The following is a 20,432-nucleotide window of genomic DNA, read 5'->3' as shown; positions in this document are numbered from 1 at the left end:
TTTTTTTCATTGGAATGAACTGCTACGAAAATATTTTACGAAAATTGTATTATTTACGAAATTTTTGTTGAAACATTTCCGCTGCCGACATACAATAATAAGCAAAACATCTGAGGGGAATACTTATGGACAAATTTGGCACATTGTATGAAAAATGGAGAAAGTCATTTATTCAGATCGCGTTTTTTATTACTTTTGTAAATCTGGTAATTGAAATCGTAATGTCGTATCTACTTATGGTAAAATATCCAGGAATGATAAAACTGGATTCTGTACCATACCTGCTGCTGTATATTGTATTGCCCTCTTCCCTGAACTTTGCCATATGTATGTTTGGTAAATTTAAAGTAGAATCCGATCATATTTCGGAACAGTCTAAAAACTATATTTCTGTTTTGACGCTTACTGGAATTTGTTTTGTTATGTCCAGTGCGCATAATGTTTACGCAGTTCTTTCCTGCAGTCTATGCTTCCCTGTTTACATAACCATCATGTTTTCAGATAAAAAAATGACAAGAAATATTACGGTCATATCTTTTTTCCTCATATGCATCAGTACTTATTTCGGCTCCATCGACGGCAGAGCAGATGATAAACTGCTCTATGTTGATTTATTTATCACCCTGGATCTGCTCATAAGCTCTTATTTTATAGCAAGATATCTCTTCCGGCTGGAATATGAAAAAAACATGCTGATAAAAGAAAGCTTTATCAAACAGTCTCAGCTTGAGGAACAGTTAAAATATGATCCGTTGACAAATTTATATAACATGAGTACTTTTTTCAATCTGTTATCTATGGCAATCGAAAAAGAACAATTTCCGCTGGCAGTGGCAGTGATTGATATTGATAATTTCAAAAGAGTCAATGACACATGGGGTCATGACAATGGAAACATAGTACTGATTTATTTATCCCAGCTTCTTCGGGCTCACTGCTCGGCCATGGGGCAGGTATGCCGCTATGGCCGAGAGGAATTTTCTATTATTTTTCCGAACAAATCATCGAAAGAGGCCAAACTCTTAGTGGAAGATATACAGCGTATATTTGAAACCCATCAGTTTGAGTTTTTTGAAAATGGAAGCATTACATTCAGCTGTGGAATTGCAGAGACATCTCAGAGCGAATGCAAACCCAGAGATTTATTTCATATTGCTGACCAGGCAATGTATCAGGCCAAGTCTACCGGTAAGAACAAAACAGTTATTTTTGGAGATGGTATGTAAAAAATAATTTTAGTTTACATTTTCAACTTATTTCACTTTCTATAGAGCGAATGCATTCAAATAGAAAATGAAGGAGGAGTATTTATGTTGAAAATGAAAAGAGTGTTGGCTTTTGTACTCAGTGTTATGCTGGTATTATCCATGATACCGGAAATACCGGCACTGGCAGCAAATTCAATGACAGTAGACTGTGCCAATGTACTCAGGGAAGTAACTCATTGTGCCAATGGCTCTCTGTATGGGATGACGGAGAGTATCCCGGCAGATGTAAATGGTCTTGTAGCACCATTAAATCCCTATGTTTTACGAAATCCCGCCAGGGGCGGAAACGGAAACCAGCATCCCTTCGGAGATGCAATTCTGGTTTCCCAGAAGCTTTCATCTGTGCCCAGTGCCAAAGTTTCCATCGATCTGGCAGATATGCTGCCAGGCTGGCCTTACCGGTGGCCTGGAATGACCAGCTGGCTTGATCAGGTGAAATCATTTATTAAGGATAAGAAAGCATCTGGCCGCAATAATTATTATGGTTATGAGATCTGGAATGAGCCGGGAGGAACCTGGAATACGTCCAACGGCAGCTTTAACGACATGTGGAAGCAGACCTATGATGTAATCCGTTCCAATGATCCAGGTGCCAAAATTATAGGTCCCTGCGAGAGCTATTACAACAATACCCGCATGAAAGAGTTCCTGACCTACTGTAAAGCAAATAATTGCGTTCCGGATATTATGAGCTGGCACGAACTGTCTGGCGGACCGAAGACAATTGCACCCAATATCAGAACATACCGGGCATTAGAGACTTCCCTTGGTATTGCACCACTGCCAATCAGCATCAATGAATACTGCGATCCGGATCATAATCTGGAAGGTCAGCCAGGTTCTTCTGCCCGTTTTATCGCAAAATTCGAGCGTCATAAGATTGAAAGTGCCTGTATTACCTGGTGGTTTGTACCAACTCCCGGAAGGCTTGGCAGTCTTCTTGCAACCAATACGGAAAAAGGTGCAGGCTGGTACTTTTATAAATGGTACGGGGATATGACCGGAAACATGGTTTCTGTTACACCCCCAAATGATGAAAGCGATCTGGTGGATGGAGCAGCCTGCGTTGATTCTAATGGTAAATACGTAAGCTTTATTTTTGGAGGTCCTAATGACGGAACTGTTAATACGACCTTTAAAAACATTCCTTCCTTTATCGGCTCTTCTGCAACTGTGAAAGTAGAGAAAATTGACTGGGTGAGCAAAGATACTGTATCCAGAGGAACTGTGGTTCTGTCTGCAACCAATTATCCGGTAGTAAACGGGCAGATTTCTGTTACTGTATCTGGCTGTAATAACAGCTCTGGTTATCGGATCTATATTACTCCCGGTACCGGAACCAATACTGGAATTGTTTCTGGTGGGACTTATAAACTGGTCAACAGGGGCAGCGGGAAAGCCCTGGACGTGACTAACGGTTCTACCGCAGACGGAGCAGATGTGATCCAGTGGGGCTATAGCGGTCAGAGTAATCAGAAATGGATTATAACCAATACAGGAAATGGATATAAGCTGAGTAATGCAAAGAGCGGTAAGGTACTGGACGTTTATAAGAGTTCTACTACAGACGGGGCAGACGTCATTCAGTGGACGGACAACGGGCAGAATAACCAGAGATGGAATTTAATCGATCTGGGAAATGGCTATTACAATGTTGTGAATATTAACAGCGGAAAGCTTCTGGATGTGGAGAAGGGCTCTGTAGATGATGGCGGAAATGTAATTCAGTGGAGCAGCAACAACGGGTATAATCAGCAGTGGCAGATTACAGCTCCATAAGAGACAAATTTAATAAGCACCCTGTTCCGGATGATGGCAGGGTGCTTTCTTATGGCGTTCCTATTTAATTATTGATGGCATAAATTCTAAATCCCTGATCATGAAACTTATCAAACCATATTTCACCATCCCCTAGCATTACTCCCATACTATTGCTAAAAAGATATTTCGTATAGCTGTCTGATAACTTGTTTTTAAAATCCGATGTAACAATATCGTTATAGTGTTGAATAAATTCCTCAGAAGAATTGATGCTTATCTTCTTATTATTTATGGTTACATTGATTGGATAATTAATGAGATCTGCAAACTCATGTTTTTTATCTTCTACAATGTTTAACTTTATTTGTCTTGCAAAATTTTCTACGTCTGCTGCATCTGCATTAACCAGGGGATAACGTCCCTCCAGGGGGCTTCCAACTGAATGAGACAGGGTTAAATGGAATTCAGTTTCTGATTGATCCTTAGTATTTTTAAATGTTCCTGTCAATCGGTCGCCGTTTGACGTATCTGGGCTTAAAGTCCCTTCAAACGTGATACTGCCATCCTCGCTGGTCAATACAAAAGAGGAAGTATCCTTATTCAGTGTACCAAGTAATTTGGTTTCAGGATCTTCTTCATTCGCTGTAAACAAAGAAGCTGTTAATTCACTGCCGCTTCTATAGATTGCCATCCCAATGTTCTGTTCGCCAACCGCTCCGTCAAATACGCTTGTAGTCTGGTCACTAATGATATCTTGAATCTTTGACGCATCGCCAGTGGTTTCTGCATCGCCAGTTTCTTGGGTAGAATTTACAGGTGTTCCAGTAGTGGATTCAGGAGCAGTAGAAACCTCTTCTTGTTTCGTTGTTGTGCTGACAGATTCTTCTGCAGGTGCAGAATTATTATTGGAAGTTATAAATTTTGTTGTTACGACGTAACTGGCGCAAATAAGACATAAAACCAATAAAGGTACAATAATAAACATCTTTTTATTTGATTTCAAATTTAGATTCCTGCTTTCATTTTTATTCTATAGGAATTGTACCATATAAAGGGCTGTAAATACAGATTATTTATAAAGGCTTAAGTTACAGTTGTTAGTTTCCCTATGAAATGATAGAATGTAACATGCGGTTCTAAAACTATGTGACTGTACCGTATGAATGAAATGAGAGGAACAATAATGATTCATAACAATTTCAGCAGTTTTTCTTTGAGCGACGATATTCAAAAGGCACTATGCGTTTTGGATTATAAAATACCCACAGAAGTTCAGGAACGTGTGATTCCACAGGCATTAGAGAAAAAAGACCTTATTGTGAAAGCAAAGACAGGCAGCGGGAAAACCGCTGCCTATGCAATTCCTATCTGCGAGATGATTGACTGGCTGGAAAATAAACCCCAGGCACTGATTCTTACACCTACCAGGGAGCTGGCGGTTCAGGTGAAGGAGGATTTCACCAACATTGGCAGATTTAAACGAATAAAGGCAGCAGCAATCTATGGCGGTCACCCGATTTCCATTGAAAAGACAGAACTAAAGCAGAAGACCCACGTGGCAGTGGGAACTCCCGGCCGGGTGATGGATCACATCAGAAAAGGGACTCTGCCATTAAGTCAGATCAGTTGTCTGGTCATCGATGAGGCTGACCGGATGTTAGATATGGGATTCATCGATCAGGTGGAAGAAATTATAAATGAACTGCCTAAAGACAGAGTGACCATGCTGTTTTCAGCCACAATGCCTCAGAAGATAAAAGAGTTATCACTAAGTGAGCACAAGGCGCCGGTTCAGATCGATATACATGAGGATAGTAACGGGGCAGCAGATATCGATCATTCTCTTTTTCTGACGACTGAGGAAGAAAAGTTTGAACTGCTTACAGATATTACAATTATGGAAAATCCAGACAGCTGTATCATCTTTTGCAGCACGAAAGACCGGGTAGATCTTGTATGGGAACGGCTAAAACAGATGGATTACCGCCCCCAGAAGCTTCACGGCGGCATGGAACAGGCAGACCGGATCTCTGCAATAAAGCGGTTTAAAAGAGGGCAGTACCGGTATCTGGTGGCTACGGATGTTGCAGCCAGGGGGATTGATGTGGATGACATCTCCCTTGTAATTAACTATGATATTCCTTTGGAAGCGGAAACCTATGTCCACCGGACAGGAAGGACCGGCCGGGCCGGGCGGAAAGGAAATGCGGTTTCACTGGCGACTTCCTCACAGGCGCGTTTCGTACGGCAGATTGAAGAATTCATCGGATTTCCCATCCGGGAGCGGGCAGGATATGAAAAAGAAGAGGTATCCCAGGCAAGGCATAATTTTGATAAAAAATTAAAAGCAGCTCCAGAGATAAAACAGTTAAAAAGCGATCAGTTAAACAATGGCATTATGAAACTAAGATTTAATGGTGGTAAGAAAAAGAAATTAAGGGCAACCAACTTCGTAGGAGTACTGTCCAATTTAGAAAATATGTCGGCCGAAGATATCGGAATCATAACAATTCAGGATACCCTTACCTATGTGGAGATATTAAACGGAAAAGGCCCCATGGTGCTGGAAACCATGAGCCACACCCCGATCAATGGGAAACAATTAAAGGTAACAAAAGCATTGGATAAATATTAGCAGCGTGTTATAGTAAAACTAAAATATAAAATCAAACACAAAAGGGGTTCCTATGGAAAATATTGATATATTGAAAAGATTAAGATATGCACTGGATATCAAGGACAGTGATATGGTGGAAATTTTTAAACTGGGCGGAGTAGTTCTTACAAAAACCAACGTACAGGATATGCTGAAAGCCAATGAGGGAAGTGATGGGAATAATCAGATATGTAATTATCGTATGCTGGAATCATTTTTAAATGGCTTTATTGTCTTTAAACGGGGAGCAAAGGAAGAAAAACCAGGGGAATCCGGTGATAATAAGAATTTCATGATCAATGATTATAGAAATGTAAATAACATTTTTCTGAAGAAGGTTAAAATAGCACTTGCTTTTACCGGCGATGATATGCTTGCAATTTTTAAAGCCGGGGGAGCAGAACTGTCAAACGGGGAATTAAGCGCTCTGTTAAGGAGAGAAGGCCAACGCAATTATAAAGTTTGTGGGGACCGGTATATCAGAGTTTTCTTAAAGGGTCTTGCAGAACGCTCCAGGAAGTAATAACAGAAGGTAAAATGCCATGGTGACATTAAAGGAAATAGCAAAAAGATGTGGCGTATCCGTATCCACAGTATCCAACATTTTAAATGGGATACCAAAGGTAAGTGAGGATACAAGGCAGAGAGTATTACAGGTGATAAAGGAAACCGGTTATCAGCCCAACTATATTGCTCAGGGGCTGCGAAAGAAAAAGACCAAATTAATTGGGATTATTGCCGAAGATATCTCGCTTTTTTCCGCTCCGATTATCATTGAAAGCATCATGTCTTATTGTGAGACGAAAAATTACAGAACAATTATGGTGAATCTTCGTCTGTATGCCAGATGGAATGAACAATGGTATCAGGATGAAGAAGAATACTATTCTGTCTTAAATCCGGCAATTCAGGAGCTTTTGTCGATTAAAGTGGATGGGATTATTTATGTACCGGGGCACGCAAGAAATATGGGATGTTTTGATGACGATTTTAGTATTCCGGTAGTCATGACCTACGGGTATCCCCATACGCCCCGCTTCCCTTCCGTCGTAATTGATGATGAGAAGGGTGGATATGACATGACAGAATATCTTCTGAAAATGGGGCACGAAAAAATCGGAGTGATCGGTGGAAGAAAAGATAACATTCATATGGATAAACGGCTTCTTGGATACCAGAGAGCCTTATATGACAGAAAAATATTTTACAATCCAGATCTTGTATGCTATGGAAACTGGGACCGGGAGAGCGGTTATGAAGGGGCTGACACACTGATCAGGAAGAACGTTACGGCCATATTCTGCTTTTCGGATGTAATTGCAGGCGGAGTCTATGATTATCTGGAAGAGAATGGACTGGAAGCACCGGAGGATGTATCCGTGGTGGGATTTGATGATCAGGTGATAGCTGAGTATTTCCGCCCTTCGCTGACTACGGCGGCACTTCCACTGAAAGAGATTGGGAAAAAGGCGGCGGAGCTATTAATCCGGACATTAGACAAGGAAGAGGGACAGACAGAGCAGCAGATGAGTCAGATAGCGCTGCCATGTACAATGGTACTCAGAAAATCAGTTAAAAAATTAATATAAGAGACAGATATCAGCACAGATAAAAAGCAGATGCCAGGACATTCAGACGGCATCTGCTTTTTTGATTTGATGTAAAACGTTTTATACATAAATAAAAAGAAAAAAACATAGTAATTAAGTATAATTATATGAATTAATAGTTGTTTAATACATACAAATGATACAAAAGATAACCGATATTAGTTGACTATATGCATAGACTGGAATATAATTTTATTCAATTGGTAAAACGTTTTACAAAGGGGGATACAGATCCTTAACATGTTAAGAAACTGTAAGAACAGGAAAGGATGATTTATGAGAATGTTTAATGACAGGAAGAAAGCTAGGGCATTCAGAGAATTTATGTACGTGTTACCGTTTCTTATTTTAGTTGCTGTGTTTTCGTATTATCCGTTATATGGCTGGGTCTATGCATTTTTTGATTATAAGCCGCCATTTCCTCTTAGTATGAAACAGTTTGTGGGCTTCAAATGGTTTACGTCTCTTTTAACCAATGACGTAAAGCTAAAACAGCTGCTGGCTGTTTTAAGAAACACCTTTGCCATTAGCGGGCTCAGCCTTTTGTTTTCCTGGTTCCCCATGATTTTTGCAGTCTTTCTCAATGAAATTAAATGGAAACCATTTAAAGTTTTTGTACAGACTGCGACTACATTGCCCAATTTCATCAGCTGGGTTCTGGTGTATTCCATTGCATACTGCGTATTTAGCAGTACCGGTGTTATAAACAGCCTGCTGTTGAATCTGGGAATATTAAAGACGCCCCAGCTGTTTCTCCAGTCTGCAAATCATATCTGGTTTAAAATGTGGCTTTGGCTTACCTGGAAAAATGCAGGGTGGGCAGCAATTATGTATATTGCAGCCATATCCGGAATCGATGAACAGCTGAAGGAAGCTGCCAGAGTAGATGGAGCCAACAGAATGCAGGTGATCTGGCATATCACAATCCCTGGTTTAATTCCCACATTTTTTGTGCTTGTGATGCTCAATCTCGCTAATTTTCTGACGAACGGATTGGAACAGTACTACGTTTTTCAAAATGCATTTAATAAAGATTACATTCAGGTATTGGATTTGTATGTTTACAATATTGCGATGGGAAGCGGGGGATATTCCCTGTCAACTGCCATCAGTATGTTTAAAAGTATTGTAAGTGTATTGCTGCTGTGTGCGACAAACCAGATTTCCAAGATGGTAAGAGGGGAAGGGTTTGTTTAATGAAGCAGAAAGGGGAAGAAATGAGAGAAATCATTAAAAAGCATAAAAGAAAACGAAGTATAGAAGATTATGTGATTGATACCATTACCTGTATTGTCTATTTATTTTTCACATTTATTTGTGTTTATCCCTTTTACTACATATTTATCAATACCATCAGTGCCAATAATTTAAGCGAAAGAGGGAAGGTTCTTTTCTGGCCCATTGGAATCCATTTTAATAATTATATTTCTGTTCTTAAAATTCCCGGATTGTTTTCGGCTCTTAAGATTTCTGTTGCCAGAACGGTGATTGGGACAATTGTCACAGTATTTATTGCAGCCTTTCTGGGATATATGTTTACAAAGGAATCCATGTGGAAGAGAAAATTCTGGTATCGCTTTGTGGTAGCAACCATGTATTTTAATGCAGGGATTATTCCCTGGTACATTACAATGCGGAATCTTCACTTAACCAATAATTTCTGGGGTTATATTCTGCCGCTTGCAGTATCACCCTTTTACATTGTCCTATGCAAGACCTTTGTGGAATCCCTTCCCGGAGAATTGCAGGATGCGGCGGAGATTGACGGGGCCGGCACGCTTAAAATATTCTTCCAGATCATTGCCCCATTAATAAAGCCCATCCTTGCAACCGTGGCGATCTTTACTGCAGTTACCCAATGGAATGCATTTCAGGATACACTGCTTCTGGTAACGGATAAACGTCTGTATACGCTTCAGTTTACCCTTTACCAGTACATTAATCAGGCAAGCTCTTTGAAGTCACTTGCCAATAGTAATGCTTCTTCGGCACAGATGGCGGCAAGCCTGGCTCACGCCCAGACTTCGACCTCCATTCGTATGACCGTTACGATTGTAGTAGTGGCACCGATTATATTAATTTATCCGATTTTTCAGAGATTTTTTGTGAAAGGAATTATGATCGGAGCTGTAAAAGGATAATAACAATGCAAATAAAAGAAGGGAGCAGTGTATGAGAGTAAAAAAAAGGGCGTTTCAGGTGCTGTCGGCAGCTATGGCGGCAGTTATGGTGGCAGGATGTGCGGGGCAGACAGCAACGGAGGCAACAAAAACAGCAGCGGCAGCTGGAACAGGAAACTACGACGAACCAATGACATTTGATTTTTATGATGTTGCTGCAAATTATCAGGGAACCCAGGCTGGGTGGTTTGCAAAGGTAGTAAAGGATAAGTTTAACATCGAACTGAATATGATATCGCCTCAGGTGGCCGGTAACGGAATTTACCAGACCCGTTGCAGTACGGGGAATTTAGGTGATATTGTTGTGCTGGAACGCACGGATTTCACTGACTGTGTAAAAGCAGGATTAATTAAAGACATTTCGGCAGATATCAAAAATTATCCTGATTTAATGACGTATGACGATCAGATTACTGTATTAAATAAGGCTCTGCCAGAAAATAAAGATGGTAAAATCTATGGAATTCCATGCCAGATGACCAATACATCCCCTACATCCTATTCTCAGGATGTAATTAAATCAAGCCCCCTTTTAAGATGGGATCTTTATACAGAACTGGGTCGCCCGGAGATAAAGAATACGGATGATCTCTTAGATATTCTGGAAAAGATGATGAAGGCACACCCCACCAACAATGCCGGAGATCCGGCCTATCCCCTGTCTTTGTGGAAAGACTGGGATGGAGGAGACGGGATGCTGGGAATCGCCAATGTTACACAGCTGACAACCTGGTATGGTGAAATAATAAAAGGCTCCAATATTTTAAAACCGGATAATACATTTATCCCTGTAAACAGCAAAGATGGTGCCTATTATAAGATGCTTCATTTCTTAAATGAAGCAAACAGAAGAGGAATCGTAGATCCTGATTCCGGTACCCAGGACTGGAATACGGCCTGTGATAAGATGAAGACAGGAAGAGTCTATCTCATGTGGTATAACTGGCAGGTTGGATTCTGGAATACCCAGGACCGGTTAAAGGATGGCACAGCATTTATTTATACACCCATTAAGGATCAGATCTATTATGCAGATGCAGATACCTATTACGGCAGCGGACGTGTTTTTGCCGTCGGTTCCCAGGTGGATGATGCCAAGTATCAGAGAATTATGGATTTCCTCAATTGGTATGCCAGCCCGGAGGGGTTAAACTATCAGCACATTGGCCTGAAAGGATTTAACTATACAGTAGGCAGTGATGGAAAATATACATACATCAATGACAATGCGTTAATGGATAATATCCCCGTACCAGACGAATTCGGCGGCGGTGGATATAATGACGGAAATAATGCAATTAATCAGTGGATGGTGGATGCCATCAGTACAAATCCGGCTACAGGAGAACCCTATAACAAAGATTACTGGAGTACCTATAAGGCAGCCACAATGACGCAGATGAAGAAAGACTGGGCAGCTAAATTTGGTGCAGCAGAACCCGTTGATTATATGAAGAAGAATAATATTCTTTTAATCAGCCCCAATGTCAGCGTATCCCTACCAAGTGATCCGGCTGATATATCCATTATCCGCAAACAGTGCAGTGATTTATTCAGTGATTATTCCTGGAGAATGATTTATGCAAAGGATGATGGAGAGTTTGATTCTCTGTGGAGTGAGATGTGTACCCAGATGGACGGAATGGGATTCCAGGAATTGTCTAAGTTTGACAAAGATAAGTACCAGATTGAGTTAGATGCGAAACTGGCAGTCAATAAAAAATAAAGACTCATGAAAGAGGAGAAATCATGGATATTACGTCAATACTTCCGGAGGGCAAAAGCTTCGCGTTCTGGGAGCAGGAACAAAGATATGAGCAGGAGTTGCATGTCGACTGCAATCAGGATGGAGAGGTGGGGGAACGTGACGGAAGTATCCAGAAACCCTTTCTGACGATAAATGAAGCGGCATCTGTTGCAGTTCCGGGAACCAGAGTATGGATTCATGGCGGTGTGTACAGAGAATGCGTACACCCTGCCATGGGCGGAACTGGTCCGGATCAGATGATCTGCTACGAGGCGTGGCAGAAGGAACCGGTATGGATTAAGGCTTCTGTGGAGGTAAGGGATTTTACCCGGAGCCAGGGCTGGAGGCTAAACCATTTTTCCACTGATGGGTTAGCGGAAGGGATTTCCATCTGGGAGTTAAAACTGAATCCGGAGGATTTTAAGGGATACAATCCGTTTTGTGCAGTAAATATTCTTCATGACAGACTGTTTCTGGAATATGATAAAACCGATATGACTACGTATTTAAACAGGCGGGGAATGGTATTTTGTGACGGAAAACCGCTGTTACAGGTACAGCTTTATGGCCAGCTGGGAACACAGGAGAATGCGTATTGGGTGGAGGCCAATGGTCAGACTGTTCATTTTCGGTTAAGGGGTGACCAGGATCCGGGTAAACATCTGATAGAGATTACATGCCGGGAGCAGTGCTTTGCACCTGAAATACCATTTTTATCCTATATAAAGGTGAAGGGAATTACCTGTGCACATGCGGCTGGCGGTGCGCCGGTTCCCCAGAGAGGTTCGATTTCCTGTTTCAGAGGGCATCACTGGATCATTGAAGACTGCGAAGTGGACTGGGCCAATGGTGTTGGAATTGATATGGGAAATGAATGCTGGCATCACTGCGTGCCAGAAGATCAGATCATCGGAAACACCATTATACGCCGCTGCAGGATTAAAGATGCAGGAGTATGCGGAATTGCCGGATTATTCGCCCAGAATCTTCTGATTGAAGACAATGTAATCGAAGGAACAGGCTGGCAGAAAATGGAGCTTTCCTGGGAAGCCGGTGGCATGAAAATACATAATTGTACGAACAGTCTGATCAGAAGAAACATTTTCACCAGGACTTTTCGGGCAGATCATTTGTGGCTGGACTGTAACAATGAAAACAACCGGATTACACAAAATTTATTCTTAGACGGAATCGAACAGCGGGATGCCGTTTTTATAGAGTGCACCAGAGACGGCGTTAATTTAATTGATCATAATATATTCTGGAACGTAGAAGGCAGGTTTGATCCGGGGAAAGTCCAGGAAGAAGCTGGTTCTTCGGGGTGGTATAAGATGGAAGAAGACGGAATTGTGAATGGATACGCAATTTACGCCGAAGGAACGGATCATTTATACATTGCCAATAATTTAATCGGAAAATGCCGGAGTGCCGGATATTTTGCCAAGGCGGTTGCCTTTCGCATGCATGGCAATCTCAGGGGAGGTACGTCAAGAGACGCTCATTTCATAAATAACATCTTTTATGAATGCGGAGAAGCAGCCATTAAAATGCCCACGGAAAAGAATGAGGCGGAGGGAAATCTCTATGTTTCCATGAATGGGGGGTATTTAAGAATTCTATATCCCGCTCCTCCCTGCTGTCTTGACCTTCCTGCATGGCAGGAATTTTATGGGTTTGATAAAGAGGGGCAGGAGGGAATCTTTCAGATCGATGTGGATACAAAGCAGTATACACTTCAGTTCCATTCTGCAGATAAGTATCCATGGGATACTATGAGGGGAAGACAACGGCATCAATACGTGATGAAAATAGAGGATATTAAAACCGTGAAAAAAGATCCCCAGGTTTCCAGTGATTTCTTTGGAATGCTGCTGGAGGGGGATCAATGCAATCCTGGTCCATTTGGAGATCTGGTAGCCGAAAAGATTTATCACATTGATCCAAGAAAACTGGTAAGTAAGGAAGGGGGGCTATTATGATTCGTATAGCAGAGACGGAAAATGGTCTGGTAAGAGGAATTGAGGCAGCAGATCCCAGAATCACTGCATTTAAAGGGATTCCATTTGCAGCACCGCCGGTAGGAGAAAACAGATGGCGGGAGCCTAAGCCATGTGAGAACTGGGAGGGGGTCCGGGACTGTTTCCGGTTTGCGCCCATATCCATGCAGGGAGTGCCGGGGCTGAGTGATAATATCTATGACAGAGAATGGCACGTAGATCCGGAGATAGCAATGAGTGAAGACTGCCTTTATCTGAATATCTGGACCGGAGCAAAGAAAGCGGACGAAAAACTGCCTGTTCTGGTCTGGTATTTTGGTGGCGGACTGCAATGTGGATATACTGCCGAGATGGAGTTTGACGGAGAGCGTCTGGCCAGAAGAGGGGTTATTGTGGTTTCCGTTAATTACCGGGTGAATTTGTTTGGATTTCTGTCCCATCCGGAACTGACAGCCACACAGCCTGAGGCTCCGGCTAATTTTGGTCATCTGGATCAGCTGGCGGGATTAAAATGGGTTGTGAGAAATATAGAGGCATTTGGAGGCGACTCTCAAAATATAACCATAGCAGGACAGTCAGCGGGGGGCGGCAGTGTAATGACCCATCTGACCACGCCAAAAAGTGAAGGTTTGTTTCAAAAAGCAATCGTGTTAAGCGGAGTTTTCTGCCGCCCATACGACAAAAATCCAGATCCATTCAGTCACACACTTGCCGATGCAGAAAAAACAGGTGAGAAATTCTTTGAATTTATTGGTGCAAAAGATCTGGCTCAGGCAAGAGCCTTGGACGGAAAGCTGCTGCATGAAAAGTATGAGCAGTTTGGCGGCTTTATGGGAACGGTTATCGATGACGTCTTTTGTTTTGGTAATTCCTTTCAGCGTTTTATGGAAAACAAGAGAGCCATGGTTCCTGTTATGGCGGGTAATACCTCGGAAGAATTTTTTGATTTCATTCATTCAGATTCCGATGAGGAGTTAATGGAAAGGATAAAGACGCTGTTTCCTGGGCAGGAAGAGGAATTTATTCGTCTGCTGGGAGACAAAAAGAGGGATGAGGAAGGAAATGCCGGATCCGTAAGCAGTATTGAGTTTGCCGTAAGAGGATTATTTCACAAAAATGTCCTAAGTGGCAATCCGGTTAATTGTTATTATTATACCTTTGATGCGGACATTCCAGGCTGGGATCATCCGGGAAACTTTCATTCCGTGGATTTATGGTTCTTTTTTGAGACACTTGCAAAATGCTGGAGGCCTTTTAAAGGGAAGCATTATGATCTGGCAAGATGTATGGCGAATTACTGGACGAATTTTATTAAGACTGGCGATCCAAACGGAGATGATGCGGATGGAACGCCAATGCCGGTGTGGCAGCCGTTTACAAATGAAAATCCCAATGGTATTTTGTTATCCACAGAGAAAATTGCTATGAATCAGCAGAATGAGCAGGAATTGATGAAATTTTTATTAGACAGGCTGAAGGAAAAATTCGTATAGCAACAGGTGATTGCAGAAATGGAGATAAGATGAAAAAATATGCAGTGAACCCCTATTTGCCCTCGTGGGAATATATTCCCGACGGGGAACCATATGTGTTTGGGGACAGAGTGTATGTTTATGGTTCCCATGATTTTTTTAATGGTTACGTTTTCTGTCTGGGAGATTACGTCTGCTGGTCAGCGCCAGTGGATGATCTTGGAAACTGGCGGTATGAAGGCGTGATTTATCCAAAAACAAGTGATCCCATGAACAAAGAGGGAAAAATGTGTCTGTATGCGCCGGATGTGGTCGTGGGATCTGACGGCAGATATTATCTTTACTATGTCCTTGACAAGGTTCCGGTAGTATCGGTAGCAGTTTGTGATACTCCGGCAGGCAGATATGAGTTTTACGGATATGTGAAGGATCGCAGTGGAGGGCGTCTGGGAGAGCGGCCGGGTGACCAGCCACAGTTCGACCCGGGAGTATTAAGAGAAGATAATAAAATTTATCTCTATTGTGGTTTCTGCGGCCCCCAGGATGACACCAGATATGGCGCTATGGTGACGGTGCTTGCAGATGATATGGTAACCGTTTTGGAAGAACCTGTTGTGATTGCACCAAGTAAACCTTATAGTGCAGGTACTGGTTTTGAGGGTCATGAATTTTTTGAAGCACCTTCCATCAGGAAAAAAGGCAACACCTATTATTTTATCTATTCCTCCGTAGCTATGCATGAACTTTGCTACGCAGTCAGTGACAGTCCGGTAAGAGGATTCACTTATGGAGGAGTGATTGTCAGCAATTGTGATGAGGGAATTGATACATATAAACCAGCCAGGATGCACACGGCTTTTGCAGCCAACAATCACGGAAGCCTGGTAGAAATTCTGGGAAAATGGTATATTTTTTATCACAGGCATACCAATGGAACCTGGTACAGCCGCCAGGGCTGTGCAGAGCCTGTTACGATTCTGGAAGACGGAACGATCCCTCAGGTGGAGATTACAACCAGCGGTATGGGAGGTATTCTGCCGGGGAAAGGAACATATGGTGCCTATCTGGCATGTAACTTATTTCAGACGGAGCAAAAAGCGGAAGCCCCCATTCCAAAGATCATGCAGGATGGCAGAGATGGAGACGAAGAGCCAGGATACATTGCCAATATAACAGATGGAGTTACGGCTGGATTTAAATATTTTGACTGTGGAGATTGTAAGCGTATTACCATTACAACCCGAGGTTATGCAGGCGGGTATTTTGAAGTAAAACATGAATGGGATGGAAGAATTCTTGCCACGATACAGATAAAGTACACCAATGTGTGGGAAGATTACTCTGCTGATTTGGAACTGGAAGAAGGGAAACAGGCAATTTATCTGACTTACAGAGGAAACGGAAATGCAAGTTTATTATCCTTCTCATTAGAGTGATTAAGATTATTAATTAAATGACTAAAACTGCTGCAGATCGGTACTTAACTGCAGCAGTTTTTTCTGTAAAGCGATTGATAAAAATCTTTGTTAATAAGCAGAAATAACGGGTACAATAAGTGGAAAAAGAACTTACTGATTGAAAGGAGTAGCAATGAAAACGTTTATAAAAAGAACCATTATTACCGGTTTTATGGTATTATGTGTGGGTGCATTGAGCGGCTGCGGAAAGAACAGAGTAAAATCACCAGATGAGACAACTGCTCCCGCAAAAGCATCAGCCAGTACCGAAACCGAACCCACAAAAGTTCCCTCCACAGCAGCCCAATCCACTGTTATCAGTGATTCTGAAAATGCGACAAAAGAATCGTTAAAGGAGCTTGGCTTCATTTACAATGGAAAAACAATTACCCTTCTGGACTTTACAGATGACCAAAAGATGGAAGCAATGCTTGGAAAAGCAGAAGACACAAAAACCCACACCTATTCTACTTCAGATGGATTAAACATGGATCAGCTCACAGGTAAGACAGAAAAGCAGTACCTTTATCCAGATCTTGTGATTAAAACCATTGATGCAGGAGAAAATAACAAGTCCTATATTTATCAGATTGAAATAACCGGTTCCCAATATACGACCGTGAGAAACGTCAAGGTGGGGGATAGCTTTGAAACATTGAAAGAAGCTTATCCCGAAGGCAATTTAATAGGCGGAGAATTGAGCAATGAGGAAGATGATTTCCGCTTTGAGGAAGAAGATTACGCAAATGTAATGAATTTTCATATAAAGAATAAGAAAGTGTCAAGTATCCAGATCTATTCTCTCATTGATTAAATGACTAGTTCTGACCCCGTGGATGACCACCCAAACCTTAACGGCCCGGTCATCCATTGTCTGGTTACAGGAGCATAATTCTGAAATTTATTTTCCATTTATGCAACATTTTTAAGTTCTCATTTGTATACTGTATAGAACCGAAAAAAGGTTACTGTGAGGACGAGTGTCCCGGACAAGAAAGGAAGAATTTATTATGAAAAAGTTATTTACTATGATCTTATGTGTAATTATGGTTTTGTCTTTTACCGCGTGTTCCAGAAAATCTGATAACACCAGGATCCCCAATCCCTTTTTGGATTGCAAGACATTAAACGATGCAGAAAAAATTGCCGGTTTTAAAGTCAAAGCACCGGATAAAATTCCAGAAGGCTATACAGAGAACGTGATTCAGGCAATTAAGGGTGATCTGGTCCAGATTATATATAAGAATGGTGAGAATGAAATTACCTTCCGTCAGGCTAAGAAAGGCAAAGAAATTGAGGACATCAGCGGCGATTATAACGAATATGACGAAAAAAGCACAATCGTGATTGGAGACCTGGAAGTTGTAATTAAGGGAAATGGCGGCAAGGTAAGCAATGCACTCTGGACCAACGGGGATTTTATATTTTCTATTACGGTGACTCCTGGAGAAGTCGGTATTGATAAAACGGATATGATTCATATGATTGAAAGTATCAGTTAATAAAATTAATGATTGTTACATAGAAGGAATAATGAAAGAAGGTGGTGTCGCAAAATAACGATTGAGCGGCACCTTTCCTTTTAATCTTTTGATACAACTTCAATGGCAATCTGTATGATATATTCGGAAGGATCTTCCGCAGCCAGATAACTGAGTATTTCCTGTTCGTAGGCATTTCCCGCAATCTGCAGATTAGATTTGTTAATATAGTCTGCCAGAATTTCATAGGATTTAGGCAGCGTGTCATATGGGCCCTTATGATTAATAACAGCATATTTGCCTCTGGGTTTTATGTGTACTTTTTCTCCGGTACATTTTTTCCCTAGTTTGTTATAAAAGTATGCGGGCCTGTCATATATCTTTTTTTCTAAATCAGATTTTACGGTAATTGTACCAAATGGATAAGTGAGCTCAATCTGATGAGCAGCACAATATTCATAATGCTCCCCCATTTTTTTCATATCTTCATTTTCGGCACCGTTGCTGGACAAAGGAGCTACAATAAAATAATCCTCTTCCTGATTTTCTGTATAAGGGACATTACAGATAACACTTAACGCATTTTTCGTCATATCATAGGTGGTTTGAAGCAGCTTCTCCATTCGTTTCAACTTCTTTTGTTCTAATATCAGTTGTTTCCTTTTTTCTTCCACAACCGAAAGAAACCGTGCCGGACTTTTATGTTCTAAATATTCTTTGATTTCGCTCAGGGGAGTCCCTGCTTTTTGCAGTACTTCAATAATGTCAAATGTTGCAAATTGTTTTAAAGAATAGAAACGGTAGCCTTTCTCATTCACATATTCTGGTTTCAGAATGCCGATTTCATCATAGTGAAACAGCGTATGCTTCGTTACTCCGCAGGCTTTGGCGAATTCACTGGTGGTCAGATATTGCTCATGAATCATTTTTATTTCTCCTCTTGACTATCGGGTTACACTATACGTTATAATGTCACACGATAAGGAATTTGTCAATGACGTGAACGTTAGATGATGAAAGTTTAAGGGAAAGCAGGAGTTTATATGAAAAAATTATTACATTTGATGAAGCCTTATAAGTGGACAGCGGTGTGTGCTGTACTTTTTACCTTAATGAACAATATCTGTGTATTGTATCTGCCGGGAGTATTTGCAAAGATCATAAATAAGGGAGCTTTAATGGGTGATATGCCCTATGTTTACAAAATGGGAGGTCTGATGCTACTGGTCGCCGTCTTAAGTGGTGTAACTTATATTGCATCAGCGGTATTTGCATCAAAAGTCACCTCAAGTTTTGCCAGAGACTTACGCCGGGCAGTTTTTGTAAAAGCCCAGGAGTATTCCATGAGCGATTATCAGAAATTTGGATCAGCTTCCCTGATCACCCGCTGTACCAACGATATTACCATAATTCAGCGGTCTTTCATGATGATATTGCAGATGCTTCTTCCTGCGCCCATCATGGCTGTGGTAGGTCTGGTACTGGCGTTTCGCACCAATGCAACTATGGGATTGGTAATGGCGGCAATCATTGGAATAACAGGCGGAATTGCTTTTTCCATAGGAAGTAAGGCGATCCCTCTGTTTCGCCAGCTGCAGGTGAAAATGGATAATCTGACAAGGATACTTCGGGAAATAATTTCTGGTGTCCGGGTGATCCGGGCATTCCACAGGGAGAAATATGAAGAAGATCGTTTTGGCAGTTCCTGTAAGGATTATTGTGACATTGCAATTGAGACCAATAAAATATTTGCTGTTCTTTTACCCACTCTTACATTGTTAACTAACCTTGGGATTATCTGTATTCTGTTATTCGGCGGAGTGAAGGTCTCTGAGGGGATGATGCAAATCGGCAGCATTTTCGCACTGATTGAATATCTCACCATCATTCTGTTTACAGTGACTATGGCAATACTGGTATTCATGGAAATACCCCGGGCACAGTCCTGTGGAGAAAGACTTAGTGAAGTATTGGATTTAGAGCCGGAGATACAGGATAAGAAGAACGCTTTGGCGCAAGACAGCGCCCAGACTCCCATTCGGGCACAGCTTGAATTCCGTAATGTTTCATTTCGTTACGCCAATGCAGAAGAGGCTGTATTAAATAAGATTTCCTTTATCTCAAAGGCAGGAGAAACTACTGCCATTATCGGCGGCACAGGATCAGGAAAATCCACCATTGCAAATTTAATTCCCCGGTTTTTTGATGTAGATGAGGGTGAGATTTTAATTGACGGTGTTGATATCAGAAACCTGTCTCAAAAGGAGTTAAGATCCAGGATTGGTTTTATTCCTCAGAAAACCTTTCTTTTCCGTGGAACAATTGCAAGTAATATCCGTTACGGAAAAGAAGATGCCTCTGATACGGAAATAATTCAGGCTGCAAAAACAGCCCAGGCTCATACCTTCATATCTTCCATGGAAAAGGGATATGATTCTTTCGTAGCTCAGGGAGGAACCAACCTCTCAGGAGGCCAGAAGCAGCGTATTGCAATTGCCAGAGCACTGGTACGCAAACCGGAAATTTATGTATTTGATGATAGTTTTTCTGCTCTTGACTATAAAACGGATGCATTACTCAGGAAAGCTCTGCGGCAGGAAATTAAAAATAAAGAGGCTTCACTTATCATTGTTGCACAGCGGGTAAGCTCCATTCTTGATGCAGACAGAATTATTGTTCTTGATCAGGGAGAAATTGCAGGAGTTGGTACCCATCAGGAGCTGATGAAGAGCTGCCTTGCATATAAACAGATTGCGGTATCCCAGTTAAGTGAGTCGCAGCTTAAAAAGGAAGTGGTATAATT

The 20,432-nt window shown here is 41.6% G+C and carries 16 protein-coding genes; 14 read left to right on the top strand and 2 right to left on the bottom strand.

Annotation, left to right across the window (positions count from 1 at the left end; all coding sequences use genetic code 11):
* Positions 1–125 precede the first annotated feature (125 nt).
* Both BXY41_RS16690 and BXY41_RS16685 read left to right on the top strand, forming a co-directional pair.
* Positions 126–1,226 carry a GGDEF domain-containing protein gene (locus tag BXY41_RS16690; RefSeq protein ID WP_104438002.1) on the top strand — a complete coding sequence of 367 codons (1,101 nt, stop codon included), beginning with the start codon at positions 126–128 and terminating at the stop codon, positions 1,224–1,226.
* An 84-nt stretch (positions 1,227–1,310) separates the two neighbouring features.
* On the top strand, positions 1,311–3,047 hold the full coding sequence (locus BXY41_RS16685) for an RICIN domain-containing protein (RefSeq protein ID WP_185140368.1): 1,737 nt from the start codon (positions 1,311–1,313) through the stop codon (positions 3,045–3,047).
* Between the two features lie 64 nt (positions 3,048–3,111).
* Here the strand turns inward: BXY41_RS16685 and BXY41_RS16680 are convergent, their stop codons facing one another.
* Positions 3,112–4,032 (bottom strand): hypothetical protein, encoded by a 921-nt coding sequence (locus tag BXY41_RS16680; RefSeq protein WP_104438001.1) that lies wholly within the window; start codon positions 4,030–4,032, stop codon positions 3,112–3,114.
* Between the two features lie 180 nt (positions 4,033–4,212).
* On the opposite strand from BXY41_RS16680, the gene BXY41_RS16675 reads away from it, so the two are divergent.
* The 11 genes from BXY41_RS16675 to BXY41_RS16625 all read left to right on the top strand — a co-directional run bounded on the left by BXY41_RS16675 (position 4,213) and on the right by BXY41_RS16625 (position 17,650).
* Entirely contained in the window at positions 4,213–5,664 is a 1,452-nt protein-coding gene (locus tag BXY41_RS16675; protein WP_104438000.1) for a DEAD/DEAH box helicase, read from the top strand.
* A gap of 52 nt (positions 5,665–5,716) precedes the next feature.
* Positions 5,717–6,208, top strand: coding sequence for a YehS family protein (locus BXY41_RS16670; RefSeq protein ID WP_104437999.1), 492 nt, complete (start codon positions 5,717–5,719; stop codon positions 6,206–6,208).
* Positions 6,209–6,227: 19 nt separating this feature from the next.
* Positions 6,228–7,274: a LacI family DNA-binding transcriptional regulator gene (locus BXY41_RS16665; protein WP_104437998.1), complete on the top strand. Its 1,047-nt coding sequence runs from the start codon at positions 6,228–6,230 to the stop codon at positions 7,272–7,274.
* Between the two features lie 297 nt (positions 7,275–7,571).
* Positions 7,572–8,492 (top strand): ABC transporter permease subunit, encoded by a 921-nt coding sequence (locus BXY41_RS16660; RefSeq protein ID WP_104437997.1) that lies wholly within the window; start codon positions 7,572–7,574, stop codon positions 8,490–8,492.
* Complete coding sequence (locus BXY41_RS16655) at positions 8,492–9,436, top strand: carbohydrate ABC transporter permease (protein ID WP_341457856.1); 945 nt, start codon at positions 8,492–8,494, stop codon at positions 9,434–9,436. The genes BXY41_RS16660 and BXY41_RS16655 overlap by 1 nt, the downstream gene beginning before the upstream one ends.
* 31 nt (positions 9,437–9,467) lie before the next feature.
* Positions 9,468–11,201, top strand: a complete 1,734-nt coding sequence (locus BXY41_RS16650; protein ID WP_104437996.1) for a type 2 periplasmic-binding domain-containing protein — start codon at positions 9,468–9,470, stop codon at positions 11,199–11,201.
* A 23-nt stretch (positions 11,202–11,224) separates the two neighbouring features.
* The gene (locus BXY41_RS16645; RefSeq protein WP_104437995.1) at positions 11,225–13,201 is read left to right on the top strand and encodes a right-handed parallel beta-helix repeat-containing protein; all 1,977 of its coding nucleotides are present in this window, start codon (positions 11,225–11,227) and stop codon (positions 13,199–13,201) included.
* Positions 13,198–14,712 (top strand): carboxylesterase/lipase family protein, encoded by a 1,515-nt coding sequence (locus tag BXY41_RS16640; RefSeq protein ID WP_104437994.1) that lies wholly within the window; start codon positions 13,198–13,200, stop codon positions 14,710–14,712. Before BXY41_RS16645 ends, BXY41_RS16640 begins: the two co-directional genes overlap by 4 nt.
* 29 nt (positions 14,713–14,741) lie before the next feature.
* Complete coding sequence (locus BXY41_RS16635; protein ID WP_104437993.1) at positions 14,742–16,127, top strand: family 43 glycosylhydrolase; 1,386 nt, start codon at positions 14,742–14,744, stop codon at positions 16,125–16,127.
* Between the two features lie 154 nt (positions 16,128–16,281).
* Complete coding sequence (locus tag BXY41_RS16630) at positions 16,282–16,962, top strand: hypothetical protein (protein WP_104437992.1); 681 nt, start codon at positions 16,282–16,284, stop codon at positions 16,960–16,962.
* Positions 16,963–17,158: 196 nt separating this feature from the next.
* The gene (locus tag BXY41_RS16625; RefSeq protein ID WP_104437991.1) at positions 17,159–17,650 is read left to right on the top strand and encodes a DUF4367 domain-containing protein; all 492 of its coding nucleotides are present in this window, start codon (positions 17,159–17,161) and stop codon (positions 17,648–17,650) included.
* 80 nt (positions 17,651–17,730) lie between these two features.
* Here BXY41_RS16625 and BXY41_RS16620 read toward each other — a convergent pair whose 3' ends face one another.
* A complete protein-coding gene (locus BXY41_RS16620) occupies positions 17,731–18,555 on the bottom strand; it encodes a MerR family transcriptional regulator (protein WP_104437990.1) in 825 nt (274 codons plus the stop codon).
* Between the two features lie 117 nt (positions 18,556–18,672).
* Between BXY41_RS16620 and BXY41_RS16615 the strand changes: the two genes are divergently transcribed.
* Entirely contained in the window at positions 18,673–20,430 is a 1,758-nt protein-coding gene (locus tag BXY41_RS16615; protein ID WP_104437989.1) for an ABC transporter ATP-binding protein, read from the top strand.
* Positions 20,431–20,432: the final 2 nt, after the last annotated feature.

It is taken from the genome of Lacrimispora xylanisolvens (assembly GCF_002934545.1).
Classification (GTDB): domain Bacteria; phylum Bacillota; class Clostridia; order Lachnospirales; family Lachnospiraceae; genus Lacrimispora; species Lacrimispora xylanisolvens.
This window is presented reverse-complemented; position numbering and strand designations above follow the sequence as displayed.

Excerpts from the sequence above, each read along its gene's own strand:
- BXY41_RS16630 (WP_104437992.1), top strand. The coding sequence starts at position 16,282 with ATGAAAACGTTTATAAAAAGAACCATTATTACCGGTTTTATGGTATTA.
- BXY41_RS16615 (WP_104437989.1), top strand. The coding sequence starts at position 18,673 with ATGAAAAAATTATTACATTTGATGAAGCCTTATAAGTGGACAGCGGTG.
- BXY41_RS16670 (WP_104437999.1), top strand. The coding sequence starts at position 5,717 with ATGGAAAATATTGATATATTGAAAAGATTAAGATATGCACTGGATATC.
- BXY41_RS16640 (WP_104437994.1), top strand. The coding sequence starts at position 13,198 with ATGATTCGTATAGCAGAGACGGAAAATGGTCTGGTAAGAGGAATTGAG.
- BXY41_RS16675 (WP_104438000.1), top strand. The coding sequence starts at position 4,213 with ATGATTCATAACAATTTCAGCAGTTTTTCTTTGAGCGACGATATTCAA.
- BXY41_RS16620 (WP_104437990.1), bottom strand. The coding sequence starts at position 18,555 with ATGATTCATGAGCAATATCTGACCACCAGTGAATTCGCCAAAGCCTGC.
- BXY41_RS16655 (WP_341457856.1), top strand. The coding sequence starts at position 8,492 with ATGAAGCAGAAAGGGGAAGAAATGAGAGAAATCATTAAAAAGCATAAA.
- BXY41_RS16660 (WP_104437997.1), top strand. The coding sequence starts at position 7,572 with ATGAGAATGTTTAATGACAGGAAGAAAGCTAGGGCATTCAGAGAATTT.
- BXY41_RS16685 (WP_185140368.1), top strand. The coding sequence starts at position 1,311 with ATGTTGAAAATGAAAAGAGTGTTGGCTTTTGTACTCAGTGTTATGCTG.
- BXY41_RS16665 (WP_104437998.1), top strand. The coding sequence starts at position 6,228 with ATGGTGACATTAAAGGAAATAGCAAAAAGATGTGGCGTATCCGTATCC.
- BXY41_RS16650 (WP_104437996.1), top strand. The coding sequence starts at position 9,468 with ATGAGAGTAAAAAAAAGGGCGTTTCAGGTGCTGTCGGCAGCTATGGCG.
- BXY41_RS16645 (WP_104437995.1), top strand. The coding sequence starts at position 11,225 with ATGGATATTACGTCAATACTTCCGGAGGGCAAAAGCTTCGCGTTCTGG.
- BXY41_RS16635 (WP_104437993.1), top strand. The coding sequence starts at position 14,742 with ATGAAAAAATATGCAGTGAACCCCTATTTGCCCTCGTGGGAATATATT.
- BXY41_RS16625 (WP_104437991.1), top strand. The coding sequence starts at position 17,159 with ATGAAAAAGTTATTTACTATGATCTTATGTGTAATTATGGTTTTGTCT.
- BXY41_RS16690 (WP_104438002.1), top strand. The coding sequence starts at position 126 with ATGGACAAATTTGGCACATTGTATGAAAAATGGAGAAAGTCATTTATT.